Genomic DNA, 26,107 nt, shown 5'->3' on the forward strand with positions numbered 1-26,107 from the left:
GGCTACTCCCTTCTTCTCCCCTCCCTGGAAGGGAGGGGTCGGGGGTGGGTTGGCCTGCCACGGGCCGTGACTTCCGCGAGAATGGCTTCCGCTACCCCGTCGGGATTCTCCACTACGTCCGAATTCCAGAAGCGCAGGACCTTCCATCCCAGCGATTCCAGAAACGCAGTGCGCCGCGCGTCATATTCAGAATCGATGTGCTGGCTGCCGTCGAGCTCAATTGCGAGCCTCACGCTGCGGCAGGCGATGTCGAGGAAATAGGGGCCGACGCGATGTTCGCGCGTAAAGCGTGGGCGGAACGGCGAAATGCGGTGCCAGATTAGCTTCTCCGCGTCCGTTGGGTTGTTGCGCAGCTCGCGGGCGCGTTGGGTCAGCTTGGGTGGCACCCTTGGCATTCATTGATGCTACGCCAGCCCTCGCGGAGGGCAACCCACCCCCAGCCCCTCCCTTCCAGGGAGGGGAGTTTGAAACAAAAAGGCCGGGGATCGCTCCCCGGCCTTCTCTGTTTCAACCGTCCGCGAAAGGATCAGCGGGCGCCCATCGTGCTCTGCGCGAGGCGGTGCATCAGGCCGCGCAGCGTGGGGTAATTGGCCTTGTGATAGGCCGACGCCTCTTCGAGCGCGCCCGAGATGCGGCGGTGCGCCTCGTCGAGCGCGTGATAGGGCAGGCTCGGCAGCAAATGGTGCAGCGCGTGGTAGCGCAGGCCGACCGGCGCCCAGAGATAGGCGAGGAAGCCCGGCGTCGGCACGTTGACGCTGTCGAGATACTGGGCCGTCACCGTCAGCGGCTCGCCGTCATTCTCCCAGAGATGCGCCACGAGGGTGCGGACCTGGTTGATCACCGCCACGCCGGCGACGACCGCGAGATAGATGCCGAAGGCGCGCAGCGGCACCACGCCGGTCGCAACTGCGGTGATCAGCGCGATCGAGAAGATGCTGGCGCCGGCTTCCTGCCAGTACCACTGCTTGCGGAACTCGCCCTCGGGCGCGCGGCGCGAGAATTTCGGATTGATCTGCAGCCCCGAATATTTGGCGACGACGAGGCGGCGCAGCGGCGGGATCACCAGCGAGAGCGGGGTGAGCACGCCGAAGCGGATCAGCATCGCCACCGGCAGCAGCAGCGAAACGAGCAGGAACATCGGCAGCGTCCACGGCTTCATCAGCGCGAGCGGCAGATATTCGGGATCCTCGACCGTGCCGTAGCGGGTGCGGGCATGGTGCATGGTATGCACGCCTTCGTACATGAACGAAGGCACGAGCAGCGGCACGCCGAGGATCAGGTTCCACACCAGGCGGAAGTTCGGCAGCAGCGAATGCTTGAGATGGGTGATCTCGTGGATGAACAGGCTGGCGCGATAGAGCGCGAGCACCGCCACCACGCCGGCGAGCAGCGCCAGCGGCCAGCTGGGCGCCAGGATGGTCGCGGCGAGCGCGCCATAGCCGATCCCGGCCGACAGCAGCATGTCCGTCCAGTAGATGCGCCTGTTGGGCGTGTGCAGGTCGCGCGTCAGCTCGGCCGCGGCGCGCAGCATCGCGCGATCATCGGGCACGCCGGAAAGCTTGATACGCGCCGAGGCCGGCGCCGTTTCCGGCTCGGCATCGTCGATCTTCAGGGCAAGCGATTTCGTCATGATGTCTGCCATTTGGCGGGAGATAGTGGCTTTATGGTGGCATTCCAGGGGTTAGGACGAGGCACCCCGGCCCCTGTAATGCCGTGCTTGACACTGGACCCTTGGCGAAGGACTGCATTGCGCTGAATCAAACCCAAGAAAGGGCTTTCCCCTTGCCCAGCGGCCCGCTCAGCATCCGTCCCGTCTCTTCCAAGCGCGATACCAAGCAGTTCATCGAGATCGCCTACACGCTCAATTCGGGCGACCCGAACTGGGTGCCGCCGCTGCGCGACGAAGTGGCGTCGACGATCAGCCCGAAGAAGAATGGCTGGTTCAGCCATGCCGAGGCCCAGTATTTCCTCGCCGAGCGCGACGGCAAGGCGGTGGGGCGCATCTCGGCGCATATCGACCGGCTGGCGCTGGAGATGCCGGCCGAGCAGGGCTTCGGCCCGGGCACCGGCTTCTGGGGCCTGTTCGAGGCGGAGGACCAGAATGCCGCCAAGGCGCTGATCAATGCCGCCGAGGACTGGCTGCGCGGCAAGGGCATGACCAGGGCATTGGGGCCGGTCAGCCTGTCGATCTGGGAGGAGCCCGGCCTGCTGGTGAAGGGGCACGACCACTCCCCCACCGTGCTGATGGGCCACCACCCGGCGCATTATCAGGGCTGGATCGAGGCGGCGGGCTACAAGCCGGCCAAGTCGCTGATCACCTACGACCTCGACGTGAGCAAGCCGTTCCCGCCGCTGATCAACCGCATCGTCGAGAATGGCGAGAAGAACCCCAAGATCCGCATCCGCAAGGTCGACAAGTCGAAGTTCGACCAGGAAGCGGCGATCATCCTGGCGATCCTCAACGATGCCTGGGCGGACAATTGGGGCTTCGTGCCGCTGACCCAGCCCGAGATCGACGATGTCGGGAAGAAGCTGAAGCCGCTGGTGTTCGAGGATCTGATCATGATCGCCGAGCTCGAAGGCGAACCGGTGGCCTTCATGGTCACCCTGCCCGACCTCAACGAAGCGGTGAAGCCGCTGAACGGCTCGCTGCTGCCCTTCGGCTGGGCCAAGCTGCTCTGGTGGCTGCGCAAGCCACAGGTGCGGACGATGCGCGTGCCGCTGATGGGCGTGGTGAAGCGGCTCCAGGCCTCGCGCATGGCGAGCCAGCTGGCCTTCATGATGATCGAATATATCCGCCGCGCGGCGGTGGCCAATTACGGCGCGAGCCGCGGCGAGATCGGCTGGGTGCTCGACGACAACCAGGGCATGAACGCGATCGCCGACGCGATCGAATCCAAGGTCAACCGCGAATACGTCATCTACCAGAAGCCGCTCTGAGGCTTCGAAACGGCCACGACCGGCCTGCTCCCGGTTGCAATGGGAGCAGGCCGGCGCCGGCCTAGGGAACCGGGGGAACGAAACCCGCGGCGGCGGAACGCTACTGGCCGCCGCGGGAGCCCTCCCTGGGCGTTCAGCGCGGCTGCTTCATCAATTCCAGGGGATCGATGCCGTCGGCGAGCCAGTCCGCACGGGTGCGGCACTGACGCTTCGGGATCCTCGAGCCCGTCATCAGGGCGTCGATGCAGTATTTGCGACTGTCGGCCTTCGGCGACTGCTCTTCCTGCTTGGGTTTGGCGGCCGGATCATTTCCGACAGCGGCGGCGGGGGAGACGGCGCCGGCGGCGAAAGTGATGCCGGCCAGCAGGGTGGCAGCGGCAGAAACAAGGGTCTTGCGGGTCATATCGAATTCCTTTGGCTCAGGGGGGCAGAGCCGGCGAACGGTCGGCGCTCCGGGGGCAGCACCGCAGCCGTTCGCCGCGCAGGGGGCGGCGTCAGCCGCTCAGTTCTTCTTGGTCTTGGCCGGATCCTGGCCGGTCGCCGCGATCCATTCGGCGCGGGTGTGGCACTCGCGCTTCGGGAACATCGTGCCGGTCGACGGGCCCTGGACGCAGTACTTCTTCTGCATCGCCTTGTCGGACTGGTCGTCCTGCTTGGCCGTGGATTCCTTGGCCGGGTCGTTGGCGCGGGCCAGCGCCGGCGAGACGGTGCCCGCGATCAGGGTGGTGGCGGCCAGAGCGGCCAGAAACGCGGACTGGATGGGCGTGCTGTTCATATCCTCAACTCCTCTACCGAGACATGACAGGCGCTCCTTCCCGCCTGTGCCCAATGCTTCGCAATCGGCGTGCCAGTTTTGGTAGTTTCGGAAATTCAATGACTTAGCCGAATATGACCAAGTGGTGACGTGCTATAGCACAGCAATACACACCAAATATTGGGATTTGCGCCGCCCCCGCGTCCGGAAGCGGACAGTCGGCCTGTCCGGAAACGGCCAGTTCTAGCGGAGCGAAACCCAGGTGGGCGCGTGATCGCTGGCCTTTTCGCGGCCGCGATAGGGCTTGTTGACACCGGCGCCGAGGAAGCGATCGGCAGCGATCGGGCTCAGCAACAGGTGATCGATGCGGAAGCCGGCATCGCGCTGCCAGGCGCCGGCCTGATAGTCCCAGAAGGTCCAGATGCCGCCGCCGGGATAGCGGGTGCGCAGCGAATCGGTCCAGCCCTGGGCCAGCAGCGCGCGGTAGCGCTCGCGGCTCTCGGGCTGCATCAGCGCATCTTCCTGCATCGCGCGCACCGAGAAGGTGTCGTCGTCATTGGGGATGACATTATAGTCGCCGGCCAGCACCACCGGGCGCTCCTCGGCGAGCAGCGCCTGCGCACGATCGGCGAGGCGCTCCATCCACTTCAGCTTGTAGTCGAACTTGGGGCCGGGCTGCGGATTGCCGTTGGGCAGATAGATGGAGGCGACGATCAGATCGCCGATCTCGGCCTCGATATAGCGGCTGTGCGCGTCCTCGGGATCACCCGCCAGGCCGCGCTGGCGCTCGACCGGCTGCTGGCCCTTCGCCAGCACCGCGACACCGTTGAACCCCTTCTGCCCGTGCCACACCGCGCCATAGCCGGCGGCCTCGATGTCCTTGACCGGCAGCGTCTCGTCAGCGCCCTTCAGTTCCTGGAGGCAGACAATATCGGGCTGCTGCTCGGCGAGATATTCCAGCAGGCGCTCCATGCGCGCCTTGATGCCGTTGACATTGTAGGTGACGATCTTGGGCAAGGGGCGCTCTTCAGACGGAGAAGCTGGTGCCGCAACCGCAGCCCGAGGCTGCGTTGGGATTGGTCACCGCGAAATGCGCGCCGCCGAGATTGTCGACATAGTCGACCTGGGCGCCGCGGACGAGATCGAGGCTGATCGAATCGACCACCAGGCGCACGCCATCGACTTCGGCGACGCTGTCGTCGCTCTCCACCACGTCGGCAAAGCCGAACTTGTACTGGAAGCCCGAGCACCCGCCGCCCTCGACCGAGAGGCGCAGGATCGCCGGCTTGCCCTGCTTGGCCGCGATCGCCGCGACGCGCGCGGCGGCGGCGGGGGTAAAACCGATCTCGGGCTGGGTGAGCGTTGCCATGGGCTGGAGATAGTGGCGCAGGCGCGCGGAGGCAATGCGTCAGCCACCCTCCCCCGGCCCTTCCCGGATCGCATCGGCGAAGCGGCGGGTGAGGCGCACGAAGCTGTCGAGCTCGTCCGCGCTCCATTCGGCGAACACGCCGCCCAGGATTCGCTCGCGCGCCGCATCGATCCGGTCGGTCATCGCCTTGCCCGCCGCCGTGGCCACGGCTTCGCGCACGCGCTTGTCGGCAGCACCGGCCCGGCGCTCGACCAGGCCGAGGCTTTCGAGCTTCGCGACCTGGCGGCTGACGGTGGTATAGTCGCGTCCGAGCCGGTCCGCCGCCTCCACCACGCCGATCGGGCCGAACCGCTCGATGCCGACGAGCAGCGGGAACAGCGCGCGATCTAGCTTGATCCCCGCGGCGCGGATCAGCAGCTCGTCGCGCTGCGGCCGGTTCATCACTGCGACGATATCGAGCATCGCGCTGTGCAGCGCCGCGAGCTGCGTCGATATATGTGTATTATGCACATTATTGCTTGACGGCATCAGAACCCCTTCGCCATATATGTGCATCATACACATATTCGAGTCGAAGGGAACAGGCGATGAAGGCAGCGATCGTGGCGCAGGCCGGGCAGAATGCGCCGGTGCTGGGCGATTTCGAGGCGCCGGTGGCAGGCGCGGACGAGGCGATCGTCCAGGTCGATGCCGCGGCGATCAGCCCGCTGGTCCGCGCGCGCGCGGCCGGGACGCATTACAGCAGCCGGGGGCAGTTCCCGTTCGTCGCAGGCGTGGACGGTGTCGGACGGCTCGACGACGGGCGCCGCGTCGCCTTCGCCCTGCCCCGTGCGCCCTATGGCAGCATGGCGGAGCGCGTACCGGTGCCGCTGGCGCATATCGTCCCCCTGCCAGACGGGCTCGATGCGGTGGCCGCGGCGGCGCTGATCAACCCGGGCATGTCTTCCTGGGCGGCGCTGACCGAGCGCGCCAGGCTCGCACGCGGCGAAACCGTGCTGATCAACGGCGCCACCGGCGCGGCGGGCAGCCTGGCCGTGCAGGTCGCACGGCATCTGGGCGCGGCGCGGGTGATCGCGACCGGGCGCAATCAAGCTGCGCTGGCAGCATTGGGCGCCGATGCAACGATCCTGCTCGACGGCGACGGCGACGCGCTGGAGACGCAGTTCAAGGCCGAGTTCGCCCGCGGGATCGACGTGGTGATCGACTATCTGTGGGGACCGAGCGCCGAGCGACTGCTGATCGCCGGCGCCAAGGCGGGGCCGGACGCGGTGCCGATCCGCTTCGTCCAGGTCGGCTCGGTCGGCGGCGGCGAGATCAACCTGCCCGGAGCGGTGCTGCGATCCTCGGCGATCGAGCTGATGGGCAGCGGCATCGGCAGCATCCCGCTCGCGCGGCTGGTGGCGTCGATCGGTGGCGTGCTCGGCGCCGCAGCGAGCGACGGCTTCACCCTGCCCGCTCGCGCGATGCCGCTTGCCGAGGTGGCCAAGGCCTGGGCGCTGGAGCGCGAGCGCGTGGTGCTGACGCTCTGAGGAGCCATTGCCGCGCCCGGCATGCGCGGCATAGGCTTTGGCCATGACGCTCGAGGATCTTGGCCCCCGAATCTGCATGCTGGGCCCGTCGAACAGCGGCAAGTCGACGCTGGCGGCGGCGATCGGGCACAAGCTCGGCCATCCACCGATCCATCTCGACCAACTCCACCACCTGCCCGGCACCGACTGGCAGCAGCGCGATCCGGCGGCGTTCCTGGCGCTGCACGATGCGGCGATCCTGGGGGAGACCTGGGTGATCGAGGGGAATTACTCGCGCTGCCTGCCGCAAAGGCTGGATCGGGCGACGGGCGTGATCCTGCTCGACACTTCGACTGCGACGAGCCTGTTCCGCTATTTCCGGCGATGCTGGTTCGAGCACGACCGGATCGGCGCGCTCGAAGGCGGCCGGGACAGCGTGAAATGGCTGATGCTGCACCACATCGCCGTGGTCACCCCCGCCAGCCGCAGGCGCTATGCGGCGATGTTCGAGACGATCGCCCTGCCGAAATTCCGGCTGGCCAGCCCGGCGGCGCTGACCCGCTTCTACAACACCGCCGGCCTGGAACGGCCGCGCCGCTAGGGCTGCTCGGCGAGCGCCGCCACCAGCGGCTTGCCTTCGATCACCGGCACGTTGGAGCTCCAGCAGCCCTGCAGCGCCTTTTCGGTGTTCGTCCACCAGGTGCGATACGCGCCACCGACCTGGCGGATCGTCAGGCTCTCCTCACCCCCGGCGCCGGACATCGGGGCGCTGGACACGGGGTGGCCGGTGATCGTCAGCATCGTGGTATCCGCGCTGATCCAGAAATCGGTGACGTCGGGGCCGGCCAGGCGCGGCGGCGTGACGGCGGACAGGTCGCGCAGCGCAGCGACGAGCTGGGGGCAGCTCGCGCTGTCGATCCACGCATGCGTGCGCGCGTCGATCGGCTTGCAGGTGCCGCCACTATGGTCTCCGCACCAGTTGCGGTCGTGGCGGCTGCGCTCGGCGACCCAGCGCCGGCCGGCGACGGACGTGAAGGCAACGGCCTGATCGACGAACACGCCGAGCCCGCCGCCATGTTCCTCGACGCGGTACGCCTCGCGCGGGGTGGCGTTCTGGGCATGGGCAGGCAGCGCCCCCAGGAGTAGCAGGATGGGCAGATATCGACGCATGAATCCCCTCCGATCGGTTGCGGGGATCATCCTAGGCGCGAAGCCGGCGCGCTGTCGCAGGGAGATTGCGCCAAAGAAAAGGGGGCCGCCTTCGCGGGCAGCCCCTCTTCCTCTCCAAAAAGCGGGATTACTTGTTCTTCGCGGGGCCGCCGACGCCGCCCTGGACGCGATCCTGCACCGCGACGAGATACTCGCCGGTCTGCAGGAAGGGGATCGGGTTCACGGCCTTGCCGTCGACGCGCACCTCGTAATGGAGGTGGCTGCCGGTCGAGCGGCCGGTCGAGCCCATCAGGCCGATCAGCTGGCCGCGCTTCACGCGGGTATTGTCGTCGACGAGGATCTTCGAGAGGTGGCCGTAGCGCGTCTCGATGCCGCGGCCATGGTTGATCTGGACCAGGTTGCCATAACCGCCCTGGCGGCCGGCATGGCTGACGACGCCGTCGGCAGTCGCATAGATCGGGGTACCGAGCGCACCGGGGATGTCGACGCCGGCGTGCATCGCCGCGGTGCCGCGGAACGGATCCGAGCGGACGCCGTAGTGCGACGTGAAGGTGACCTTGTCGACCGGCTGCATCGACGGGACCGAGATCACCGTCTGCTCGAGCATGTCGAGCTTCTTCCAGGTGACGAACAACGCGCGGAACTGGGCATCGGCGGCTTCGGCCGATGCATCGCTGCCGCTGGCGCCGTCATTGTCGATCGGCTCGTAGGGGCCGCCCATCGCCGGCATCTTCACATAGCGCTCGGGCGAGAGGCCCAGGCGGCGCAGCTCGCCGGCGGTCTGGTTGTAGCGGGCCTCGCCGGCGGCACGGGCCTTGCCGGCCATCGCGACCTGGCGCGCCTCGACCTGCTTGAGCGGCGCCAGCACTTCGCTGGCGACGGCGCTGGTGCGGCCCGAGGCATTGGGAAGCGGCTGCTCGATCACGGCACGGTCGCCCTTGCCGGTGAGCGTGGCGCTGATCAGCGCCTGGTGCTGCTCGACACGCGCGGCCTGGAGGCGGGCTGCCTCCTTGGCGGCGGCGACATCGGCCTGCATCTTCTCGACCTGCTCGCGCATCTGGGCGACCTGCGCCTCGGGCGAGGCCGGCGTGGTGGTCACGCCACTGATCGCGATGGCGCCGACGGCGGCCTGGGCCACGCCATAGGCCGAGAACACGACGGTGATGCCCGCAACGCCGGCGAGCAGCGCCTGGGTGCGGCCCGCAACGCTGAAGCGCTTCAGATCGCGGCCGTCATGGAAAATGAAATCACGGGTGATGAAAAATGCACGGAACCGCTGCGCTACCGTGGTCGTTTTGATGTTCGACGCCTTAGCCATGAGTCCCCGGCAAGTTCATGGAAGTAAGCACCGAAAAGCGACCCGGTGTCCGTACTTCAATTATTCCGCGTCACAGAAACAGCCCCTCCGCCTCCGGACGGTGGCTTGTGACCCGAGCGATCACTGCACGGCAAGGGCTTGGTAATAATCCCGGGACAAACCGGCTGAACTGCGCGCCGAGTCGTTGAACGGAGGCTTAATCAAGCCCCGATAATGGCGTTTCACCAGCGCGTGCCAGGTCGTTTCGGGGACAAGCCCCTTTTCGCGACAGCGCGATTCGAACCACACCGTTCCGGCGCTAACGTGCCGGATTTCGTCGTTCAGAATGCGCGTGAGGATACGGCGTGTAACTGCATCATCTACCGATGAAAACCGCTCGATCATCGCGGGCGTGACGTCCAGTCCGCGTGCTTCCAGCACCATCGGCACCACCGCCAGCCGGGCGAGCGAATCATGCGCAGTCCCGGCCGCCGCGTCCCACAAACCGTCATGCGCGGGCATCGCGCCGTAGAAGCTGCCGAGGTTCTTCAGCCGCCGATCGAGCAGCGCGAAATGCATCGCCTCGTCGCCGCCGACGCGCATCCAGTCGGTGGTGAACCCGCGCGGGAACTCGCCACCGAAGCGCCCGACCGCGTCGAACGCCAGGTCGATCGCCGAGAATTCGATATGGGTGATCGCGTGGATCAGCGCGATCCGGCCATGTTCCGAGCCCTTGCCCCGCTTGGGCATGCGATTGGGCGCGAGTAGCTCGGGCTTGTCCGGGCGCGCTGGCCGATCAGGCATCGCGACATCGAAGTCGAAGGCCAGCCGGCCCAGCCGCCAGTCGCGCGCAGCGGCGCGGGCAGCCTTCACCTTGTCGGCCGGCGCCGCGGCGACGAGCACCGCACGGCAGGCCTGGGCAACGCTTCTCGCGGACATTGCGAAGCTCCAACGATGCCCAACCCAGGGCATATCGACGTTCAAACCTCTTGGTTCCCCGGCGAAAGCCGGGGCCCAGGGTAACAGAGCATAGACCTTTGCAACCCTGGGCCCCGGCTTTCGCCGGGGAACAGATGCTACTTCAAGCCGCAGCCGAATGCCTCCCCACCTGTCGGGAAGGCATTGCGCTCCCTCACCGCGCCTGCATTTCCTTGATCGATTCGAGCACGTCCACCGCGTGCCCCGGCACGCGCACCCGCCGCCAGGCGCGGAACAGCTTGCCGTCCTCGCCGAACAGGAAGGTCGAGCGATCGATGCCCATGTAGCGCTTGCCGTAGAGCTGCTTCTCCACCCACACGCCGAACGCCTCCATCGCCTTGCCCTCGGTATCGGTGGCGAGCGGCACGGTGAGGTCGTACTTGTTGATGAACTTCTGGTGCTTGATCGGCGGATCCTTGGAGACGCCCAGCACTTCGGCACCGAGTGCCGTGAACTCGGGCAGCAGCGCCGAGAAATCCTGTGCCTCGCGCGTGCAGCCCGAGGTGTCGTCCTTGGGGTAGAAATAGAGGACGAAGGGCTTGCCCAGCTTGTCGGCGAGCGCGATCGCCTCGCCCTCGGTCCCGTCGAGACTGACTGCGGGGATCTTGTCGCCTTCCTCGATTGCCATCTTATTCTCCGTACGGCCCGCCGCTGACCGCGGCCCAGCATGCGCGCACCTCCTGCCGGGTCTGCTCCAGCTGCGCAACCACCTCGCCCCAATGCTCCAGCTTGAGCGCGCGCGCGATCAGTGCCTGGGTAGGCGCGCGCGGCTCCTGCGCATCGGGCGCGACCAGCCGCATCGTCACCAGCAGGCGGGTGAGGAAATCATGCGCCGGGCGCATCGCGGGCGGCAGCAGCCCCTGCCCTGCCAGCGCATCGATCGCCGGGCCCAGCCGCGGCTCGAAGCCGGTGCGGTGGACGAGCTGGGTGACGTGCACCGCGAATTCGAGATCGACGAGCCCGCCGGGCAGCAGCTTGGCGTCGAGCGGGCCCTGGGGTGGCTTGTGCGCGGCCATGTCCGCCCGCATCTTCGCGGCCTCGGCAGGGATGTCGCGCGTCGGCCGGGCGCCGGCCAGCACCTGATCGATGATCGCCTGGACGCGGGCACGGGCTTGGGCCGAGCCATAGACCGGGCGGGCTCGGGTCAACGCCATATGCTCCCAGGTCCAGGCATCCGCGCGCTGATATTTCTCGAACCCGTCGAGCGACACCACCAGCGGCCCCTGCGCGCCCGAGGGGCGCAGGCGGGTATCCACTTCGTAGAGAGGCCCGGCGGGTGTGGGCACCGAGAGCGCCGCGGTGACGCGCTGGCCCAGCCGGTTGTAATACATCACCGCGCCCAGCGGCTTGGCGCCGTCGCTCTCCGCCGCATAATCGCCGGTGAAGAGATAGACGAGGTCGAGATCCGAGGCGTGGGTGAGCGCCTGACCGCCCATCCGGCCAAGCGCGAGGATCACCAGCTCGCTCTCCGGCACCGCACCGTGATTGCGCGCGAACTCCGCTACCGTCGCCGACGCCAGCGTTTCGATCGCCGCCTCCGCGACACGGGCATAGCCAGCGGAGACTTCGAGCGGGTCGCTCGTCCCCGCGACGATCTGCGCGCCCAGGGCGAAGCGCTTCTCGTTGACGAAGCGGCGGACGAATTCGAGCTGGTACTGATAGTCCGAACCCGGCTCCCAGCCGCGCATGCCGGCGGCGAGCGCATCGATATCGGGCACCGGCTGCAGCGCGGTGGCGTCGATCAGCCCGTCGAGCAGTTCGGCGCGGCGGCCGAGCTGCTCCGCCAGCGTCGGTGCCAGCGCCAGGATCTGGCCGAGCAACTGCGCGAGACCCGGCTGTGCCTCGAGCAGGCGGAAGAAGTTGATCGCGCTCGGCAGGCGCGAAAGCATCGCGTCGAAGCGGGTGATCGCATGGACGGTGTCGGGCGCGCGCGCGAATGCCTGGATCAACCCGGGCAGCACCGCTTCCAGCGCCTCGCGCGCAGCCGGGGTGCGCAGCGCCGGATAGGTGCCCGCTCGCCAGCCCTGGACGATCCGCGCGGCGGCGACAGGATGCTCGAAACCGGCCTTGCCCAGTTCGGCCTCCAGCGCCTCCGCCTGGTTCGGAAGATGCTGCTCTTCCTCGCCGGCCAGCCCGTCATAGATCGTGCCGACACGCATGACGTGCGGGCGCAGCAGATCGGTGAGTGCGCCGCCATCGGCGAGGCCGGCAAGCCGTGCGACATTGTCGAGCGCTTCCGGGTTCTCGGGCAGCTGGTGGGTCTGGCGATCGTCGACCATCTGGAGCCGGTGCTCGATTGTGCGCAACTCGACATAGGCAGCGCTGAGGTGCTGCGCCTCGTCCGCGCCGATCCGCCCCGCCTCGGCCAGCGCGGCGAGCGCATCGCGGGTGGCAGGCGCCCGCAGCCCCGGCTCGCGGCCGCCATGGATGAGCTGGTGGATCTGCGCGAAGAACTCGACTTCGCGGATGCCGCCCCTGCCCCGCTTGAGGTCATAGCCGGGGCCGAACGCCTGGGCTTGCGAATAATGATCACGGATGCGGCGGCTGATGTCGCGGATCTCGCGGATCGTGCCGTAGTCGAGCGCGCGCCGCCACACGAAGGGGCGGATCGCATCGAGGAAATAGCCGCCCAGCGCGAGGTCGCCGGCGCAGGCCCGGGCACGGATGAAGGCGGCGCGCTCCCAGGGCAGCGCCTGGCTCTCGTAATAGGAGATCGCCGCCTCGACCGGCAGCACGATCGGCGTGACTTCAGGCGACGGGCGCAGGCGCAGATCGACGCGCAGCACATAGCCATGCTCGTCGCGCGACTGGAGCAGCTCGACCACGCGGCGCCCGATCCGCACCGCGGCTTCCTGCACATCCTCGCGCGGGCGGTGCGGCAGGGTCTCGGGATCGAAGACCAGGATCGGATCGATGTCCGACGAATAGTTGAGCTCGCGGCTGCCCTGCTTGCCAAGCGCGATGGCGGCGAAACCGCGTGGTTCGGCATCGGGCGTGCGCTCGAGAATCGCCGTGCGGATTGCACGGTCGAGCGCATTGTCTGCGAAGTCGGTGAGCAGGTGCGTGACGCGAGTCAGGTCGAACCGCCCGGAGAGATCGCCCAGCGCCACGATCAGCGCCAGCCGCCTGCGCTCGATCCGGAGACGCGCGGACTCGGGCATCTCGCCTTCGATACCTGCCGCCGCACGGAGAGGATTCTCGAGTGCCGTGGCAATATTTTCTACCAGCGCTTCTTCACCATTGCGCAGGAAGGCCAGGAACGGCGCGCGTAGTTGCGCCCGAGCAAGCGCATCCGCAATTTCCGAAGAATTTCCAGTTTCGGTCACAGAATCAGCCACCTGCGAAACGATGTGTTTCGATCTGTCAAGCAACAAAAAGAGAACTGAATTGTTCTAGCAATATGAGCCACTCGTCCTCATCTTCGGCCAGCGAAGCAAGGCAGCCCGCATATCGGGTCGAGGCGCCGCGCGCCAGCGACGCGATTGGCCTTGCTCTGCGCGACGCCTATGTGCGCGAGATGGGATTGCCCGACGACATGGCGGCGATGCTCCGCCAGCTCAATCGCGACGACCCCCACGCCGGCTGAACCGAACGCAAAAGGAAAAGGCCGCGCTCCCATGGAAGCGCGGCCTTTCCGATTCTCGGCTGGCCGGATTATTTTCCGGAGTAATCCCCGCCGCGATCGCGGCTGAGATCCTCGACCTCGCCCATGATCGTGTCGAGCGCGCTCTTGCCCTCGGCAGTGCCTGGCTCGATCCGGCGCGAGGGAAGCTGACCCTCGGTCAGCAGGTGCTCTAGCGCGACGCGGCCGCGCGCGACGCGGCTCTTGATCGTGCCGACGGCGACCTGGCAGATCTCGGCGGCTTCCTCATAGGCGAAGCCGCCCGCACCGACCAGGATCAACGCCTCGCGCTGCGGCTGGGGGAGATGAAGCAGCGCGCGCTGCATGTCGGAAAGCTCGACATGGCGATCCTGGCTGGCCGGCGCGGCGAGCAGCCGGTCGGCCACCAGATCGTCCCACTCGCCCTTGAAGCGGGCGCGGCGCATCTGGCTCAGATAGAGGTTGCGCAGGATGATGAAGGTCCAGGCGCGCATGTTGGTGCCGGCCTGGAAGCGCTTGCGCGCGGCCCATGCCTTGAGCAGCGTTTCCTGCACCAGATCGTCGGCAAGATCGCGGCTGCCCGAAAGCGAGCGCCCAAAGGCGCGCAGATGCGGAATTACCGTTGCCAGCTGCTTCTTGAACTCGGGGTCCGAGAGCGAAACATGCTCCTGCGGCGCCTCGGTCCCCTGATCCTCGGGCTGTTCGGAGTGACTCATTCGTTCCCGCTTGCTTGCGTCGGCCGGGTGGTACCGGCCCGTTCCAGAGATAGGCGTGCCGTCCGCGATTGCCAGCATAGCATGACCTCGCTCTCGTTCTGCTCAGAAAAGAAGAATGATGGCGAACGCGACGATAACCAGCACCAGGCCGATGCCCAGCACATATCGGGTCATGTGCGGCGTGGCGCCGGCGCGGGCGTCTTCCGTGTCGAGATGGACGGACTTTTCGTTCTCAGCCATGCCATCCTAAACCCACGAAATCCGTTTTGGGTCCGTACCATATGGAACCCGCGCCGGTTTTTTCGTGGTTGGCTCGAGAATGCGCCGGACGGCGCATGGCGGCACAGCCCCGCTCCCCCACCCCAGGCGGGAGAGCGCGGGCCGATGTCGCCCGAACCTCAGGCCGGAACGGTCGCCTGGTCGAAGAACAGCGCCTGGCTGATCGTCGTCTTCACGGTTTCCCGCTGGAACGGCTTGGTGATCAGGAAGGTCGGCTCCGGACGCTCGCCGGTGAGCAGGCGCTCGGGGAAAGCGGTGATGAAGATCACCGGTACGCTGAACTCGGCGAGGATATCCTTCACCGCGTCGATGCCAGAGCTGTCGTCGGCCAGCTGGATGTCGGCGAGCACCAGGCCCGGCCGGTCCTCCATCGCCAGCGCGACGGCCTCGTCGCGGGTGACGGCAACGCCGGTGACTTCATGACCGAGATCGCGGACGATCTGCTCGAGATCCATCGCGATGAGCGGCTCGTCCTCGATGATCATCACGCGCGTGCGCGTCTGGCGCTCGATTTCAGCCACGGCCTCTGCAACGAGCTTCTGCACCTGTCCTGGATCCTCTTCGATCAGATAGCCGGCGTCCTCGATGCTGAAGCCCTCCACGGTGGTGAGCAGCAGCGCCTGGCGCGACAGCGGCGTGAGCCGGGCGAGGCGCGCACGCGCGATCGCCTCGTTCTCGTTGGTGGTATCCTCGACCACATCCTCTTCCTCGAGGTGAGTCGACTGCCAGATCGCCTGGAAGGTGCGATACAGGCCGAGCCGCGGATCGACGTCGCGCGGGAACTGGTCGGGAGCCGCGACGATGGCTTCCAGCGCCGCGCGCACATAGCGATCGCCGTCGGACTGGCTGCCGGTGAGAGCGCGCGCATAGCGCCGAAGCAGTGGAAGGTGCGGCGCGAGTTGCTGTCCAAGCGACATGGTCGAACTATTCTCCTACGAGTGCGGAACGGATTGTTTCACTCCCGTTCCAACGCATTGCAATCTCATTTCGTGCCACCCGAAGGAGCCCCTCCCCGGATATTGCATCGCCTGTGGAACAAACGACGGGCTATTTGGTTTCATGCGAGATGCTGCCTAGTGTTGCTGCTCAGGCGCCGCTGCTCTGCAACCGGTGTCTTTCGTTCAATTCCGGACATTGCATCCGGAAGAGGTCGCTTTTAGTCCGGGCTGCGGTAGACGCCGTGGCACAGGGGGGAATTGGTGCGTTCCGCGGATGAGAAAATGAAAAAGCCGCCCAAGTCCGATGGCGGAAAGGAAACCGGTCGCCCCGGTCGCAATGTCGGCCAGGCGCTGCGCCAGGCCTATGACGAGGCCTTGGGCGAAGCCGTGCCGGACGACCTGCTCGACCTGCTCAAGAAGCTCGATTAGTCCGGAGACGATGGGAATCACGGACGACGAGACACGCGCCAGGATCCGCCCGGCCGCGGCGCTGGGGGCCATGCCGACTGGCGCCAAGGTATTCCTCTACCTGATCCTGTGCCTGCTGCCGCTGGCGCTGATCGCGCTGTTCACCACGCTGCAGAGCACCCGCAACGCCGATTCGGAGGCGCGCACCCGGCTGCGCGCAGCGGCGGGCGAGAGCTCGAGCGTGCTCCATGACGTGCTGGTGAACCATATCAGCCAGCTTTCCAACGCGCTCGAGACGCTGGAGGCAGATCCGCATGACGCCCCCGCCTGCACGCGCCTGGCCGGCACCTTCGCCACCACCGCGGGCGCTCGCTTCGCCGTCACCGATTCAAGCGGCAAGGTGATCTGCGGGCAGAATTTCAAAGCCGCCAGCAAGGCGCCGCTCCAGCCCCGCCAGGTACGCTCGACGCTCGATGACGACGGGATGACGCTGCGCATCGGCGGCCGCACCGGCGGCACGGCGACCGCCTTCTATCCAACCGCCGCATTGGCGACGATCGCCCAGCCGAGCGGCTTCGTGCCGGAATATGGCGCCGCGCTGACCGGGCATGGCGACAAGCTGGTGCTGCGCAAGCTCGAAGGCGTCGGCCCGCTCGACCGACGCGAGACGGTGCCAAACGACCTCGGGCTAGACGGCGTCCAGCTTGAAATGTCGATGCTCGGCACCCCGATCACCTCGCCGATGATCATCAACACCGTGGTGCTGGTGCTGATGTGGCTCGCCGCGGCAGGAATCAGCTGGCTGGTGGTCGACATCCTGCTCATCCGCCCCCTGCGCCGGCTGCGCGCCAGCGTGGGCGCCTATCAGCCGGGCGAAGTGCTCGACATCAAGCGCTTCGGCGACATGCCTGCGGCCGAGATCCGCGAGCTGGGCGACACGTTTCGCGAGATCAGCCGCACGGTGAAGGAGCATGAGGCCGACCTGGCCGAGGGCCTGCTCCGCCAGACCAAGCTGACCCGCGAAGTGCATCACCGCGTGAAGAACAACCTGCAGGTGATTGCCAGCCTGATCAATTTCCACGCCCGCAGCGCCAAGAGCGAGGAAGCGAGCGAGGCCTATGCCTCGATCCAGCGCCGGGTCGACGCGCTCGCGGTGGTGCATCGCCACCATTATGCCGAGCTGGAGGAAAATCGCGGGCTCGACCTGCGGTCGGTGATCGGCGAGTTGGCCGCAAACATCCGCGCCACCGCCCCCGAACGCGCCCAGGGGCTGAGCGTGACGCTCGAGCTCACGCCGGTGCTGGTCAACCAGGACGTGGCGATCGCGATCGCCTTCCTGCTCACCGAGATCGTAGAACTGGCGATGAGCTGCAACCCGGCCGCGCAGATCCGCATCTCGATCAAGCTGATCGACGACGACGACACCAAGGCGCTGCTGCGCGTCACCTCTCCCGCGCTAGTCGAGAGTCCCGCGCTCGAGACGCTGGTGGAAAACCGCTATGGCCGGGTGATCGGCGGCCTGGCCCGCCAGCTTCGCACCAAGCTACACCATGATCCGCTGACCGGCGCCTATGAAGCGGCGATCGCGATCACCGGGCGCCCCTGAACAATAACCCAGATAAAAAACTTCGAAAAAATTCGAACGGCGTGGAACCCGGGCCCGCATGGACCGTTATGCTCTTCGGATAGTGACCTTTTGCCCCCCCGCTCTCGCTATCCAAGACATGGGCCCGGAAGCGTCAACCCTCCCCCCCCCCGGTGACGCTTCCGGGCCTAAAACTTTTTGGGGCACTTCCCAGTTTTTCCCAACATTACCAAGCACTTGCTTCGCAGACGGAACGTTTTAGCGGCGCCGGGCATTACTCCTCCGACCCCGTAAAGGGTCCGGTATTTTGGAGAGAGTAGATGCGTAAGATCATCACCTGCTTCGCCCTTGCGGGCGCGGTGCTGGTTTCGGCCTGCAACACGGTCGAAGGCGTGGGCAAGGACGTTTCGTCGGCGGGTGACACCGTCGCCAAGACGGCCGACGACGCCAAATAAACCGGCAGGCAACAAACATGAAGAAGGCCCCTCCCCCGCGCGGGAGGGGTTTTCGTATCAGGCCTCGGCGATTTCCGTGCTGTCCTCGGCCTGGCGGCGCCGGCGCGTGAACCAGATCGCCACGAGCGAGAGGAAATAGAGGCCGACCAGCGGGAAGGCGAGCAACAGCTGCGAGCCGATATCGGGCGGAGTCAGCACCGCGGCGATCGCGAAGGCGGCGACCACGGCATAGCGCCAGGCCCCCTTGAGCTGCTCATAGGTGACGATCCCCGAGCGCTCGAGCAGCATCAGCAGCACCGGCAGCAGGAAGGTGATGCCGAAGGCGAACAGGAACTGCATCACGAAATCGAGATATTTCTCGGCCTCGGGCAGCGCTTCCTGGGTGACCCCGCCACCCAGATCGCCCTGATAGCCGAGCAGGAAATGCAACGCCGTCGGGATCGCGATGAAATAGGCCAGGCAGGCGCCGGCGATGAACAGGATCGGCGTGGCCAGCAGGAAGGGCAGCAGCGCCTTCTTCTCCTGGCGATAGAGCCCGGGCGCGACAAACCGCCAGAGCTGGGTCGCCACCACCGGGAAGGACAGCATCATCGCCGCGAAGAACGCGACCTTCAGCTGAACGAAGAACGCACCGAAAATCTGGGTGAAGACGATCTTGTTCTGCCCCGCCGCAGCAAGCGGATGGACCAGAACCCCGTAGATTTCCTTCGAGAAGTACATCGAGACGAAGAAGGTGACCAGCAGCGAGGCCACGCAGTAGAGCAGGCGGCGGCGCAGCTCGATCAGATGCTCGAGCAGCGGCTGCTGGGTGTCGTCGATGTCCCTCATTCCGCCGCCTCGGCCTTGGGCTTGCGCGGCGCGCGCGGCTTGGAGGCGGGCTTGGGCGCCGCAGGCTCGGCCGGCGCGGCAGCCGCCTTGCGGGCACGCGGCTTGGGCGGGGCCTTGGCAACAGGCTCGGCGACAGCCTCCGCCTTGGCGGGCGCCTTGCGTGCGCGCTTGGGCTTGGGTGCGGACACGCCCGGGGTCTCGCCGACGATCTCGGGCTGCGCGACCATCACGGGCGCAGCCTCCTCTGTGACAAGGTGGACATCGGCATCCAGCGGCTCAGTCTCGGGTGCGGGAAGCGCGGCGGGCGGATGCTCGGACATGATCCGCGCATTCTCCGCCGCCCACTGCTTCTCCAGTTCGGCCAGCTCGGCTTCGCGCACCATCGTGTCGAAACCCGAGCGGAACTGGCGCGCGACAGCGCGCGCCTTGCCGAACCACTTGCCCACGAAGCGCATCGCCTTGGGCAAATCCTTGGGCCCGATCACCAGCAGCGCCACGATGGCGACCACCACGAATTCGGGCGCGTTGAAATCTAGCATCGATCAATCGCCAGAAGCGGCCCCCGGCGCCCTGAGCCGGGAGCGAAGGGTCAGAGCTTCTCTTCGCGCGCCGGTTCGGCTTCGCGCTGCACGGTCGGCTCGGGAGCCGCCTTGCCCTCGATGCGGGTCGGCTTCACCTCGTCATCGTCCTCGGCCATGCCCTTCTTGAACTGCTTGATGCCCTTGGCCACGTCGCCCATCATGTTCGAGAAGCGGCCGCCGCCGAGCAGCAGGATCGCTACCAGGCCCAGCAGAAGCCAGTGCCAGATGCTGCCCATACCCATAAGAAATCTCCTTGATTCAAGCCCTATCTAGGCTCCGAGCGAACCTGCGGCAATGCCGAAGGGCCCCTATTCGTCCTCTGTTACACTTTCGATTTCGCTCGGTTCGGGCTCATCATCGCCGCCTTCGCCCAGAGCTTCCATCGCGAGATCGACCGGATCGAGCAGACCCGCGGCCTTGAGATCGTCGATCCCCGGCAGGTCGCGCCGGCTGGCGAGGCCGAAATGGGTGAGGAAGCCGGCGGTGGTGGCGTACATCAGCGGGCGCCCGGGCACTTCGCGGCGACCGGCGGGGCGCACCCAGCCCGCCTCCATCAGCACGTCGATCGTGCCCTTGCTGATCTGCACGCCGCGGATCGCCTCGATCTCGGCGCGGGTGACGGGCTCGTGATAGGCGATGATCGCCAGCGTCTCGATGCCTGCGCGGCTTAACTTGCGGCTCTCCTCGCGATCGCGGCGCAGCAGATGGGCGAGATCGGCGGCGGTCTGGAAATGCCAGCGATCGCCGCGCCGGACCAGCTCGATCCCGCGCCCGGCGTAGAGCGCCTCCAGGTTGGACAGTGCCGCGCGCACGTCGAGCTCGGGGCCTACATGCGCCTTGATCTCGTCGAGGTTGAGCGGGTGCTCGGAGGCGAACAGCACGGCCTCCACGGCCCGGGAAGCGGCGTCTTCGGGAGTCATCCTGCGGCCTTGAGATAGAGCGGCGCAAAGGCCGATTTCTGCTTGAGCTCCACCTTGCCCTGCTTGGCCAGTTCGAGCGCCGCTACGAAGGACGAGGCGAGCGCCGACTTGGCATAGGGGCCGCTCGCGCCCTCGGGCAGGAAGGACTGGAGCGTGCTCCACTCGATCCGCGTGCCGATCAGCGCCGATACGCGCTCGATCGCGGCTTCCAGCGTCATCACATCGCGATGCTGGACGACGTGCATCACCGGGCGGGTGCGCGCGCTGATCCGGCCATAGGCGGCGATCAGGTCGTAGATCTCGGCTTCCCAGCGCGCCTTGCGCAACACGCGCAGCCCTTCCGGCTCGCCGCGGAAGAAGATGTCGCGGCCGGTACGGTCGCGCGCCATCAGCCGCGCGCCGGCCTCGCGCATCGCGTTGAGCCGCTCGAGGCGCAGTTGCAGCCGCAGCGCCAGCTCTTCGGGGCTGGGAGTCTCCTCCGGATTGCGCGGCAGCAGCAGCGCGGACTTCAGATAGGCCAGCCAGGCGGCCATCACCAGATAATCGGCGGCCAGCTCGAGCTTCAGCTCGCGCGCCTGGTTCACGAAGCCGAGATATTGCTCGACGAGCTGGAGGATCGAGATCTGGCGCAGATCGACCTTCTGGCTACGCGCCAGCGTGAGCAACAGATCGAGCGGCCCTTCCCAGCCGTCGATATCGATCTTCAGAATGTCGGCGGTCTCGACGTCCATCGGGCGAGTTAAGCAGGTCGGAGAGCCGCTGTCATGTCTTCAACCGTCATCCTGGCGAAAGCGGGATGACGCTCACGCCAGCGCCAGCAACGCGTCCCGCTTGGCGATCAGCTCGGCGAAGTCCGCATCGGGCTCGTCCGCGCCGGTGGTGGCCATCGCGCGGTCGAGCCGCTCGATGCATTCGGGCGTCGCATCGGGCAACAGGCCCGATATCTCGACCATCTCGTCCATCCGCGCCCAGCAATCGAGCACCACGTCGCAACCGGCGGCCAGCGCCTGGGTCGCCTTCTCGCCCGGCGTGCCGCTCAGCGCCTTCATATCGATGTCGTCGGTCATCAGCAGCCCGTCGAAGCCGATGCGGCCGCGGATGATCTCCTGGATCACCTTGGGCGAAAGCGTGGCCGGGCGATCGGCGTCCCAGGCATCGAACACGACATGGCAAGTCATGCCCATTGGCGCGCCCTTGAGCGCATGGAACGGCGCGATGTCCTGCTCCAGCGCTTCGGCATCCACCCTGACCCGCGGCAACTCGAGATGGCTGTCGACCAACGCGCGGCCATGCCCCGGCATGTGCTTGACCACCCCGACCACGCCGCCGCGGCGCAGCCCCTCGATGCACGCCTGGCCGAGCGCCGCCACGCGCATCGGCTCGCCGCCGAAGGCTCGGTCGCCGATCGCCTGGGTAACTTCGGGCGTGACGACGTCGAGGAGCGGCGCGCAATCGACGGTTACGCCTACATCGGCGAGCATCATGCCCAGCGCGTGATAGTTCGCCCGCGCCGCCTCGATCGCGGAAACCGGCGCGACGTCATAGAGCTTGCCGAACACTTCGCCCGCCGGAAAGGCCGGCCATTCGGGCGGCACCATGCGGCTGACGCGGCCGCCTTCCTGGTCGATCAGGATGGGCAGATCGGCGCGCCCCGAAAGCTCCCGAAGCTCCTCGGTGAGCGCGCGCATCTGCTCGCGGCTCTCGCAATTGCGCTTGAAGAAGATGTAGCCGAGCGGATCGGCATCACGGAAGAAATCGCGCTCCTCGGCCGTGAGCGACAGGCCGGAGACACCGAAGATTACTGGCTTCATGCAAGCCTCTTAGCGAAGCGGGAGGCGCCGGATAAGCCCCTCCCCCTTCATCAGCCATGCACCCCCGGCATGACCGGTCAGTTCGCCACGTAGCAGCTCTCGCCCGCCACCTTGAGCTTGCCGCACAGTTCCTTGGCCTGGCTGTTCGAGCCCGCGTTCACGCGCAGGCGGAACACCGCCTTGCCGTCCTTCTCGCCGCGCTCGACCGACTTGCCCAGCGGCGCGAGATAGGAAAAGCGCTTCGAAAGCCGCGCCCAGGCGGCATTGGCGCCGCCCTCGTCCGGAAAGGCGCCGAGCTGGATCAGCGAGCCCGAGCCCGCTGCGGAGGCCGTGGCCGGCGCAAGCGCAGGCACGCGCCTGGGCTCCGAAGCGGCGGTGGCGCCCGACGGAATCGCGACCTTGGCGGCTTTCTCGCCGGTAAGCGACGGCGCCTTCTCCGCCACCTTCTTGCCATCGACCGGCGCCTCGGGCAGCGCGCTGGTGTCGATGCTGGAATTGCCGGTATCGCCCTGGCTGGTCGCGAAGACCGTGTCGCCCTCGCCTTCCACCTTCATGCCGCCGGGCTCGTCCGGCTTGACCTTGTACTCGCCGGCCGGCGCGGCGATCAGCTCGCCATTGCCGACAAGGCTGCGCTGCTTCTGATACCAGTAATAGCCAAAGGCGCCTGCGCCGATGACGGCAAGCAGCAGCAGGATGAGCAGCAATATCCGGCCGAAGGACGGGCCTTCCCGATAGTCCTCTTCCACCGTCTCAAGCCAGGGAAGGCGGTCATCGTCTCCGAATCCGGCCTCCCCCCCACGCATATTCATTCCCTACATCTCCTGGACGGCCTCTACGCCCATGATGCGGAGGCCATTTCGGATAATCTGCCCGATCGAACGCGCCAGATAAAGCCGCGCGCACGTTAACCCTGTTTGATCGACGATAAGGAATCGACGGGTCGCATCGTCCTTGCCGAGATTCCACAGCGAATGGAGTTCGGCCGCCAAGTCGTAGAGATAGAACGCAATTCGGTGCGGCTCGCGCGCCGATGCCGCTGCCTCGACGATCCGGGGAAACTGCGCGGCGGCCTTAACCAGCCCGAGCTCCTGTGTATCAAGCAGAGACAGGTCCACATTGGCACACTCGATCCCCGCCTCCGCCGTGCGGCGGCCGAGCGACGCCACGCGGGCATGCGCATACTGGACATAGAACACCGGATTGTCCTTCGACGCCTCGACCACCTTGGCGAAATCGAAGTCCATCTGGGCGTCGGCCTTGCGGGTCAGCATGGTGAAGCGGACCACGTCCTTGCCGACTTCGTTGACGACGTCGGCGAGCGTCACGAAATTGCCCGCGCGCTTCGACATCTTCACCGGCTCGCCGTCGCGCAGCAGCCGGACCATCTGGACCAGCTTGACGTCGAACTTGGTCTCGCCGCCGGTCAGCGCCTGCACCGCGGCGACGATGCGCTTGACCGTGCCGGCATGGTCGGCGCCCCAGATGTCGATCAGCTGGTCGGCCGACTGCGCCTTCTGGAAGTGATAGGCGAGATCGGCGCCGAAATAGGTCCAGGCGCCGTTCGACTTCTTGATCGGACGGTCCTGGTCGTCGCCGAACTGCGTCGAGCGGAACAGCGGCAGCTCGACCGGCTCCCAATCCTCGGGCGTCTCGCCCTTGGGGGCCTCGAGCACGCCGTCATAGACATAGCCGCGCTCGCGCAGCCAAGCCTCGGCCTGTTCGGGCTTGCCGGCGGCCTGGAGCTCGGCTTCCGACGAGAACAGGTCGTGATGGATGCCGAGCAGCGCGAGATCGGCGCGGATCATGTCCATCATCGCGGCGACGGCGGTCTTGCGGAACAGGACGAGCCATTCGCTCTCGGGCGCGGCGACGTATTTGTCGCCATATTCGGCGACGAGCTTCGCGCCGACCGGCTTCAGATAGTCGCCCGGATAGAGCCCCTCGGGGATCTCGATCGTCTCGCCCAGCGCTTCGCGGTAGCGCAGGTGCGCCGAGCGGGCGAGCACGTCGACCTGGCCACCCGCGTCGTTGACATAATATTCGCGGATCACCTTGTGCCCGGCGAACTCAAGCAGCGCGGCGAGCGCATCGCCCACCACCGCGCCGCGGCAATGGCCCATGTGCATCGGGCCGGTCGGGTTGGCCGAGACATATTCGACATTGACGGTGGTGCCGGCGCCGACGGTCGAGCGGCCATAATCGTCCCCGGCATCGAGGATCGCGGTCAGCTCGCCGCGCCAGGTGGCGTCGGTCAGCGTCAGGTTGATGAAACCCGGGCCGGCGATCGAAACCGCGGCGACTTCGTCGAGCTTCTCCAGCTCGGCGCCGATCTTCTCGGCGAGCGCGCGCGGATTGGTACCGGCCGGCTTGGCTAGCACCATCGCGGCGTTGGTCGCCAGATCGCCATGCGACGCATCGCGCGGCGGCTCGACCGTGATCGCACGTCGCTCCAGCCCCGCAGGCAGATCGCCGGCGAGGACGAGCGCATCGAGGGCCAGGTTCAGATGCGCGGCGAAGCGTGCGTAAAGCGTCATTCACGGTTCCAGTGGTTGCGGAAGCGGGCGCTCTTAGCGGATGCGGCCGAAACTTCACAGCCCCCGGCCAAACTTCACCAAGCTCGCGCGTATCCGCTATTAAAATCGGCGCCCATGTTCCTACTCTGTTCGAATCGGTTATGGCAGATGCCGCGGCTGTAGGACAGGCTTGTTGACGGCGCCGCGCCGGAGCCGCCAAATGGCGGCGCGGCGGCCATTCCCGCCGCCGCAGGAACGGTTTGGAGCAAGGTGGCGGAGACAGCCCCGGGGAAGAAACGCCGGACCCAGGCGGAACGGACCGCGGAGACGCGCGAGGCACTGCTCGATGCGGCGATCCGGCTGCTCTACCGCAACGGCTATGGCGGCACCTCGACCGAGGCGATCTCCGAGGAAGCCGGCGTCACCCGCGGCGCGCTCCAACACCATTTCGGCACTCGGCCACAGCTGATGGCCGAGGTGATCGGCACCGTCTATGAGCGCGAACGCCTGGCCTATGCGCAGATCGCGGCGGACACCGGCCGCGGCACGCATCTTTCCGACTGGCCGGAGATGCTGTGGGAAGTGCTCAGCCGCCCCTCGGGTCTCGCGGTGCTCGAGATCCTCCAGGCGTCGCGCAGCGATCCCGAGCTGGCCGCCCTGGTCGCGCCGATGCAGGCCAGGGTCGAGCAGATGTCGCTCGACAGCATCCGGGAGCAGTTCGGCAGCGGCGACGATGCCGGGCTGCTCGCAGGCATGCGCCTGTTCGTCTGGGCCGCGCGCGGGCTGTCGATCGCGCAGGTGCTGGCACCCAACCCCGAGGAGATGCGGCGCTCGATCGACTTCCTCAAACGGCTGGTCGACGGCGCGATCAGCGCAGGCGCGATCGATTCGCACGGCCGCGCGCCCCCGGGCTGAGCGATCAGGGCACCGGCCGGCCTTCGCGGCAGACCGCAGCGATCTTGCCGAAATCGACCGCGCCGTCATCGGTCGCCAGCATCTTGAGATGGCCGAGCCAGACGAAGCGCCGGAACACCGGATCACGCCCGGTGCGCTTCTCACCACAGGCGATCTGCGGCGCATCGCGGCGCACCACGACCGCGCGCAGCTCGGCATGCGGATCGGCCATCGAGGCGAGGATCGCAGTTTCGATCGCAGCGCGCGGCGGCGGCGACGATGCCGCGGGGCCGGGCAGCACCGAAGGTTCGGGCGAAGCCGTGGGCGGATCGGCGGGCCGAACCACCACCGCGCCCGCATCGGGCGGAGCCGGCTCGCCGCGCGGCCAGGCGAAAACGGCCCAGACGGCCGCCGCCGCGACCAGCGCCGCAACGAGGAAATAGATGCGCACCATGGCCTGCCCTTTCCTCCAATGTGGATCGGTCGCGGGGCGCCCCCGGGGGGGGGCGGGCCCCGCCGGGGGGCGGGGCTGTGTGTGTCCCCGCCCCACCCGGGCCGGGGC

At 67.1% G+C, this 26,107-nt stretch carries 32 protein-coding genes; 8 read left to right on the forward strand and 24 right to left on the reverse strand.

What is annotated here, in order from left to right:
- Positions 1–2: 2 nt before the first annotated feature.
- Entirely contained in the window at positions 3–395 is a 393-nt protein-coding gene (locus P6144_RS20020; RefSeq protein ID WP_277769592.1) for a DUF559 domain-containing protein, read from the reverse strand.
- Positions 396–526: 131 nt separating this feature from the next.
- Positions 527–1,630, reverse strand: coding sequence for a fatty acid desaturase (locus P6144_RS20025; RefSeq protein WP_277769593.1), 1,104 nt, complete (start codon positions 1,628–1,630; stop codon positions 527–529).
- 152 nt (positions 1,631–1,782) lie between these two features.
- Between P6144_RS20025 and P6144_RS20030 the strand changes: the two genes are divergently transcribed.
- Positions 1,783–2,940: a GNAT family N-acetyltransferase gene (locus P6144_RS20030; protein WP_277769594.1), complete on the forward strand. Its 1,158-nt coding sequence runs from the start codon at positions 1,783–1,785 to the stop codon at positions 2,938–2,940.
- A gap of 133 nt (positions 2,941–3,073) precedes the next feature.
- Here P6144_RS20030 and P6144_RS20035 read toward each other — a convergent pair whose 3' ends face one another.
- The 5 genes from P6144_RS20035 to P6144_RS20055 form a co-directional block, all read right to left on the reverse strand.
- Positions 3,074–3,343, reverse strand: a complete 270-nt coding sequence (locus P6144_RS20035; RefSeq protein WP_277769595.1) for a hypothetical protein — start codon at positions 3,341–3,343, stop codon at positions 3,074–3,076.
- Between the two features lie 99 nt (positions 3,344–3,442).
- The gene (locus P6144_RS20040) at positions 3,443–3,715 is read right to left on the reverse strand and encodes a hypothetical protein (RefSeq protein WP_277769596.1); all 273 of its coding nucleotides are present in this window, start codon (positions 3,713–3,715) and stop codon (positions 3,443–3,445) included.
- 222 nt (positions 3,716–3,937) lie between these two features.
- Positions 3,938–4,711: an exodeoxyribonuclease III gene (gene xth, locus P6144_RS20045; RefSeq protein WP_277769597.1), complete on the reverse strand. Its 774-nt coding sequence runs from the start codon at positions 4,709–4,711 to the stop codon at positions 3,938–3,940.
- A 10-nt stretch (positions 4,712–4,721) separates the two neighbouring features.
- Positions 4,722–5,063, reverse strand: coding sequence for an iron-sulfur cluster insertion protein ErpA (gene erpA / locus P6144_RS20050; RefSeq protein ID WP_277769598.1), 342 nt, complete (start codon positions 5,061–5,063; stop codon positions 4,722–4,724).
- Between the two features lie 39 nt (positions 5,064–5,102).
- The gene (locus P6144_RS20055) at positions 5,103–5,573 is read right to left on the reverse strand and encodes a MarR family transcriptional regulator (RefSeq protein WP_277769599.1); all 471 of its coding nucleotides are present in this window, start codon (positions 5,571–5,573) and stop codon (positions 5,103–5,105) included.
- A 77-nt stretch (positions 5,574–5,650) separates the two neighbouring features.
- Between P6144_RS20055 and P6144_RS20060 the strand changes: the two genes are divergently transcribed.
- Positions 5,651–6,592, forward strand: coding sequence for a zinc-binding alcohol dehydrogenase family protein (locus tag P6144_RS20060; protein WP_277769600.1), 942 nt, complete (start codon positions 5,651–5,653; stop codon positions 6,590–6,592).
- Between the two features lie 43 nt (positions 6,593–6,635).
- The gene (locus P6144_RS20065) at positions 6,636–7,172 is read left to right on the forward strand and encodes an AAA family ATPase (protein WP_277769601.1); all 537 of its coding nucleotides are present in this window, start codon (positions 6,636–6,638) and stop codon (positions 7,170–7,172) included.
- On the opposite strand, the gene P6144_RS20070 is transcribed toward P6144_RS20065, so the two are convergent.
- The 5 genes from P6144_RS20070 to P6144_RS20090 all read right to left on the reverse strand — a co-directional run bounded on the left by P6144_RS20070 (position 7,169) and on the right by P6144_RS20090 (position 13,342).
- Positions 7,169–7,741 carry a hypothetical protein gene (locus P6144_RS20070; RefSeq protein ID WP_277769602.1) on the reverse strand — a complete coding sequence of 191 codons (573 nt, stop codon included), beginning with the start codon at positions 7,739–7,741 and terminating at the stop codon, positions 7,169–7,171. The genes P6144_RS20065 and P6144_RS20070 overlap by 4 nt on opposite strands.
- A gap of 127 nt (positions 7,742–7,868) precedes the next feature.
- Positions 7,869–9,059, reverse strand: a complete 1,191-nt coding sequence (locus P6144_RS20075) for a M23 family metallopeptidase (RefSeq protein ID WP_277769603.1) — start codon at positions 9,057–9,059, stop codon at positions 7,869–7,871.
- Between the two features lie 120 nt (positions 9,060–9,179).
- Positions 9,180–9,977, reverse strand: a complete 798-nt coding sequence (locus P6144_RS20080) for a ferritin-like domain-containing protein (protein ID WP_277769604.1) — start codon at positions 9,975–9,977, stop codon at positions 9,180–9,182.
- Between the two features lie 193 nt (positions 9,978–10,170).
- On the reverse strand, positions 10,171–10,644 hold the full coding sequence (locus P6144_RS20085; protein ID WP_277769605.1) for a peroxiredoxin: 474 nt from the start codon (positions 10,642–10,644) through the stop codon (positions 10,171–10,173).
- Position 10,645: 1 nt separating this feature from the next.
- Positions 10,646–13,342 carry a bifunctional [glutamine synthetase] adenylyltransferase/[glutamine synthetase]-adenylyl-L-tyrosine phosphorylase gene (locus P6144_RS20090; protein ID WP_277769626.1) on the reverse strand — a complete coding sequence of 899 codons (2,697 nt, stop codon included), beginning with the start codon at positions 13,340–13,342 and terminating at the stop codon, positions 10,646–10,648.
- Between the two features lie 74 nt (positions 13,343–13,416).
- Here P6144_RS20090 and P6144_RS20095 point away from each other — a divergent pair, with 74 nt between their 5' ends.
- Positions 13,417–13,602, forward strand: coding sequence for a hypothetical protein (locus P6144_RS20095; protein WP_277769606.1), 186 nt, complete (start codon positions 13,417–13,419; stop codon positions 13,600–13,602).
- Positions 13,603–13,670: 68 nt separating this feature from the next.
- Here the strand turns inward: P6144_RS20095 and P6144_RS20100 are convergent, their stop codons facing one another.
- The 3 genes from P6144_RS20100 to P6144_RS20110 form a co-directional block, all read right to left on the reverse strand.
- A complete protein-coding gene (locus tag P6144_RS20100) occupies positions 13,671–14,333 on the reverse strand; it encodes a sigma-70 family RNA polymerase sigma factor (protein WP_277769607.1) in 663 nt (220 codons plus the stop codon).
- Between the two features lie 102 nt (positions 14,334–14,435).
- Positions 14,436–14,573, reverse strand: coding sequence for a hypothetical protein (locus P6144_RS20105; RefSeq protein WP_277769608.1), 138 nt, complete (start codon positions 14,571–14,573; stop codon positions 14,436–14,438).
- Between the two features lie 158 nt (positions 14,574–14,731).
- On the reverse strand, positions 14,732–15,529 hold the full coding sequence (locus tag P6144_RS20110; protein WP_277769609.1) for a response regulator: 798 nt from the start codon (positions 15,527–15,529) through the stop codon (positions 14,732–14,734).
- A 303-nt stretch (positions 15,530–15,832) separates the two neighbouring features.
- On the opposite strand from P6144_RS20110, the gene P6144_RS20115 reads away from it, so the two are divergent.
- The 3 genes from P6144_RS20115 to P6144_RS20125 all read left to right on the forward strand — a co-directional run bounded on the left by P6144_RS20115 (position 15,833) and on the right by P6144_RS20125 (position 17,998).
- Positions 15,833–15,979: a NepR family anti-sigma factor gene (locus P6144_RS20115; RefSeq protein WP_277769610.1), complete on the forward strand. Its 147-nt coding sequence runs from the start codon at positions 15,833–15,835 to the stop codon at positions 15,977–15,979.
- A gap of 10 nt (positions 15,980–15,989) precedes the next feature.
- Positions 15,990–17,564 carry a histidine kinase dimerization/phosphoacceptor domain -containing protein gene (locus P6144_RS20120; RefSeq protein ID WP_277769611.1) on the forward strand — a complete coding sequence of 525 codons (1,575 nt, stop codon included), beginning with the start codon at positions 15,990–15,992 and terminating at the stop codon, positions 17,562–17,564.
- A 299-nt stretch (positions 17,565–17,863) separates the two neighbouring features.
- Positions 17,864–17,998, forward strand: coding sequence for an entericidin A/B family lipoprotein (locus tag P6144_RS20125; RefSeq protein ID WP_277769612.1), 135 nt, complete (start codon positions 17,864–17,866; stop codon positions 17,996–17,998).
- 57 nt (positions 17,999–18,055) lie between these two features.
- Here the strand turns inward: P6144_RS20125 and tatC are convergent, their stop codons facing one another.
- From tatC to argS, 8 genes are all read right to left on the reverse strand, one after another.
- Positions 18,056–18,826: a twin-arginine translocase subunit TatC gene (gene tatC / locus P6144_RS20130; protein WP_277769613.1), complete on the reverse strand. Its 771-nt coding sequence runs from the start codon at positions 18,824–18,826 to the stop codon at positions 18,056–18,058.
- A complete protein-coding gene (gene tatB, locus P6144_RS20135; protein WP_277769614.1) occupies positions 18,823–19,365 on the reverse strand; it encodes a Sec-independent protein translocase protein TatB in 543 nt (180 codons plus the stop codon). Before tatB ends, tatC begins: the two co-directional genes overlap by 4 nt.
- Before the next feature lie 50 nt (positions 19,366–19,415).
- The gene (locus P6144_RS20140) at positions 19,416–19,649 is read right to left on the reverse strand and encodes a twin-arginine translocase TatA/TatE family subunit (protein ID WP_277769615.1); all 234 of its coding nucleotides are present in this window, start codon (positions 19,647–19,649) and stop codon (positions 19,416–19,418) included.
- 66 nt (positions 19,650–19,715) lie between these two features.
- Positions 19,716–20,327: an SMC-Scp complex subunit ScpB gene (gene scpB, locus P6144_RS20145; RefSeq protein ID WP_277769616.1), complete on the reverse strand. Its 612-nt coding sequence runs from the start codon at positions 20,325–20,327 to the stop codon at positions 19,716–19,718.
- The gene (locus P6144_RS20150) at positions 20,324–21,058 is read right to left on the reverse strand and encodes a ScpA family protein (RefSeq protein ID WP_277769617.1); all 735 of its coding nucleotides are present in this window, start codon (positions 21,056–21,058) and stop codon (positions 20,324–20,326) included. Before P6144_RS20150 ends, scpB begins: the two co-directional genes overlap by 4 nt.
- Before the next feature lie 72 nt (positions 21,059–21,130).
- On the reverse strand, positions 21,131–22,138 hold the full coding sequence (gene nagZ, locus P6144_RS20155; protein WP_277769618.1) for a beta-N-acetylhexosaminidase: 1,008 nt from the start codon (positions 22,136–22,138) through the stop codon (positions 21,131–21,133).
- Between the two features lie 77 nt (positions 22,139–22,215).
- Complete coding sequence (locus tag P6144_RS20160) at positions 22,216–22,941, reverse strand: SPOR domain-containing protein (RefSeq protein WP_277769619.1); 726 nt, start codon at positions 22,939–22,941, stop codon at positions 22,216–22,218.
- A gap of 9 nt (positions 22,942–22,950) precedes the next feature.
- The gene (gene argS / locus P6144_RS20165; RefSeq protein WP_277769620.1) at positions 22,951–24,672 is read right to left on the reverse strand and encodes an arginine--tRNA ligase; all 1,722 of its coding nucleotides are present in this window, start codon (positions 24,670–24,672) and stop codon (positions 22,951–22,953) included.
- A 249-nt stretch (positions 24,673–24,921) separates the two neighbouring features.
- On the opposite strand from argS, the gene P6144_RS20170 reads away from it, so the two are divergent.
- Positions 24,922–25,566 (forward strand): TetR/AcrR family transcriptional regulator, encoded by a 645-nt coding sequence (locus P6144_RS20170; protein WP_277769621.1) that lies wholly within the window; start codon positions 24,922–24,924, stop codon positions 25,564–25,566.
- A gap of 4 nt (positions 25,567–25,570) precedes the next feature.
- On the opposite strand, the gene P6144_RS20175 is transcribed toward P6144_RS20170, so the two are convergent.
- Entirely contained in the window at positions 25,571–25,999 is a 429-nt protein-coding gene (locus P6144_RS20175; RefSeq protein ID WP_277769622.1) for a hypothetical protein, read from the reverse strand.
- Positions 26,000–26,107 lie beyond the last annotated feature (108 nt).

The sequence above is a fragment of the Sphingomonas sp. HITSZ_GF genome (assembly GCF_029543155.1).
Classification (GTDB): domain Bacteria; phylum Pseudomonadota; class Alphaproteobacteria; order Sphingomonadales; family Sphingomonadaceae; genus Sphingomonas.